At 41.8% G+C, this 3146-nt stretch carries 4 protein-coding genes; all 4 read right to left on the bottom strand.

Annotation, left to right across the window (positions count from 1 at the left end; translation table 11 throughout):
* A partial coding sequence (locus DW981_RS14305; RefSeq protein WP_147352673.1) for a hypothetical protein occupies positions 1-690 on the bottom strand: 690 nt, incomplete at its 3' end.
* A complete protein-coding gene (locus DW981_RS14300) occupies positions 674-1327 on the bottom strand; it encodes an ATP-binding cassette domain-containing protein (protein WP_118508216.1) in 654 nt (217 codons plus the stop codon). The genes DW981_RS14300 and DW981_RS14305, both read right to left, overlap by 17 nt.
* Positions 1328-1381: 54 nt before the next feature.
* Positions 1382-2290 (bottom strand): hypothetical protein, encoded by a 909-nt coding sequence (locus DW981_RS14295; RefSeq protein ID WP_118508215.1) that lies wholly within the window; start codon positions 2288-2290, stop codon positions 1382-1384.
* A gap of 14 nt (positions 2291-2304) precedes the next feature.
* Positions 2305-3072, bottom strand: coding sequence for a hypothetical protein (locus tag DW981_RS14290; RefSeq protein ID WP_118508214.1), 768 nt, complete (start codon positions 3070-3072; stop codon positions 2305-2307).
* Positions 3073-3146 lie beyond the last annotated feature (74 nt).

Raw genomic sequence — 3146 nt, 5'->3', positions numbered from 1 at the left:
TTCCACAAATAACGCAGCCGCCATCGAATATCCACCCTTTGAAACTAAATTGCTTCGCGCTGCCATCAGCCAGTTTCCCGGCAGCAAATTACTCCATTTAACCGGCAATGAACTTCCCAGGTAATATGAAATCATTGGAATGCCCGGATAGATCACTATCGCTCCACGAAGTGCATTCCAACGCAGAATAAAAATCGACATAACTGCTCCGAAAAACAGTTCTCCCATAAGCATACATACCTGTGATCCCAAAAACTGTCTTTCGTCAAAAGCCTGCACATGATGAGTGTACCAAACAAGCCTATATCCCACTATACTCCCTGTTAAAATTGCCGTCTGATACAAAAAAGTGTACCCTACCAACTCTCGATATACACTTCCATAATACGCTCGAAAGCTCTTATACCTTGGTATTATCATATATGCATTCTCTTCTCTTTTTTTTGCAATCCTGCGAATTACCATGATACAGTATGTCAACTGCGTCAGAAACATCATGGTTTCTGATGTCGCATAAAAAGCATTCTTCCCATATTTCTTGCCAAAGAGATACAATAACGGCTGATAATGTTCTCCATCGTACTGAAATTCCTGCATCAGAAGCAAGAGGATCTGTAACAAAAAACAGATCCCAAACCATAGCAGCACACTCTGAATTTTATAATGATCTATCCTATTTTTCTGCTCCATCGCTCTCTTCCTTCTTTCGTATGCGATGCTCTCTTACAAGATATACCTCTTCGCACAACGTACGAATATCCTCATCGTAATGCGATGCCAGCAATATCGTCACTCCCTGCTTCTGCAGTGACATCAGCAATTTTCTGATATCTTTAACCCCTTGTACATCCAGCCCATTAAATGGCTCATCCAAGATCAACAGCCGTGGTTTCTCCATGATCGCCTGTGCAATTCCAAGACGCTGACGCATACCAAGTGAATACTTTGATACATGTTTCTTTAAATTCGGATCAAGACCTACAGACCGCAAAGCCTCCTCAATTTCGTAGTTTCCGATCTGATTGCGTATCAGCGCAAGATTTTTCAGATTACTCTTGCCTGACATATACGGTATAAATCCCGGTGTTTCGATCATTAGGCCCAAATCTTGTGGAAAGTCAATCTCCTTCCCGACTTCTTTGCCATCCACCGTAACTTTTCCGGTTGTCGGCTTCAAGAAACCGCAAAGGCACTTCATAAATACCGTCTTACCACTTCCATTCATTCCTACAAGGCCATAAATCTTACCCCTCTCCAATGTTATATTTACATCCTGCAGAATCATTTCTCCCCGAAACTCTTTGCTAAGTCCCTCTACTTTTACCATGATATTGTCCACAGTAATCACCATACCTTTCTATCAATCTATATCATCACACAGCTAATCTTTACTCAGATCCACCTTGCGCACCATCCTCAGTCCCATCACCAATACAACAACGGCCAGTACTATATAGTAGACTGCAGCAATCTCTACCCGTTCCATCACCGGCCGAGCCTTGCGCAATGTCAACCCATACACATCCGTCTGGTACAAGGGGCTCAGATACGGTTCCAACCGCCATAACATGTTCTGTATCTGCCTATACCCATCAAACTGTGCAAATTTGTTATCAAAAAATAAAGGAATCCAATCCATGATATAATAAAAAACAATCACAAAAATACCTAAAATTGTTCCCGTACCACGCCGGAACCAAATATTAAATGTTACTACTAACATCCCTAAAAAGATAGATGCCAAGACTACCAGTAAAAAAGTCAACCCCCACACCTTCAACGGTGTACCGATTTTCATAATCTTGCGGCTGTATGTACAGGAAAGATTATATTTTAATCCTGTTGCAAAATCAAAACCTGTCTTCGGATCACTTGCTTTCCAGTAAAAACTGCTCCATCTGTTTTTCCAATCCACCACTGGAAATAAAGCGATAATAAAACCAACGGTAACAACCAAATAATAGATCACCGATGTCATAACGACATAACAGTACTGCGATAACAGCCATATTTTTCTGCCCTGCCTGGCCAGACGGTTCACCGCTCCATCCCATTGCGGATATGCCAATATCAAAAAAATGAATAATATAAAATAGGTACTCACTCCCCCACCGCAAAACGCCCATGCCGGAAAGATCTCCAACGCTCCCACCCGACAATGCATTTCAGATAACTGCTCCACAAACTCTCTAAAGAAACTGCACAAAGAGATCCATACAAGCAGTACAAGCAGCACAAAACGGCCACTACAGACTGTCCTTTGAAAATAGTCTCTGCAAATATAACGCATCTTTTTATCTCCTCTCACTCTGTCTGTTTACGTACACCGTATACAAACACCCCCATCTCGACCACCCAATACAAAAGTACCATGATCACTCGGAATGGCAGTCCTTTGTATGGCAGGAGGGATGCCCGCCCAGTGCTCATCAATACAAGGGGAGAACCATAATACCATTGTAGTGTGATAAAGATCATGTCCATCCCCTCACAATAAATGTAAGAAGACAACATCACCACATACCGATTTTTTACAAACAACGAAACAATCAATGCAATCCCCGGTAATATCGAGGCATAAAGGCTGTCTTCCAAAATGAATAACATCAGATACTGCGCATATTTTCTCTGTATCACCAGCAAGGATGTACGACTCATTGCTTCTATTGTATCTTCACCTCCAACCAGTACCTGTCCATGTATCTTATAAACGATCAATGCCGTCAGTCCCAAAAAGAGCAGACGGGACAGCACTGCAATGGCTGCTCCTGTGCCAATTGCCACTGCCATCTTAGTAACCGCATATCTTGTCTTACTTGTTCTGGACATAGAGGAATATCGGTACCCGGATCGATATTCCATCAGATAACTCTCCGCTGTCGTCAGTACACACAGCAATGGATACAGAACACTTCCATAGCCCATTCCCCATCCAACATCCACAAGGTAAGTCAATTCATTGGACATTTCAAATTGATCCAGCATGACGGGAAAATCTGCAAAAACAAGTATAATAATAGATACATAAAAAAATGGAGAATGCAGCACTCTTCGGATTTCCTGCTTTAACATACCTTACTCCTTCCGATTAGCTGATTTTTATAGCATCATTAAGTCAAATATGCTATAATTGTTGTGGTTTTTTA

Source organism: Clostridium sp. AM49-4BH (assembly GCF_003478335.1).
In the GTDB taxonomy this organism is placed as follows: Bacteria; Bacillota; Clostridia; order Lachnospirales; family Lachnospiraceae; genus Butyribacter.
The sequence above is the reverse complement of the archived record's forward strand: the minus strand, read 5'-3'. Positions and strand labels throughout refer to the sequence as shown.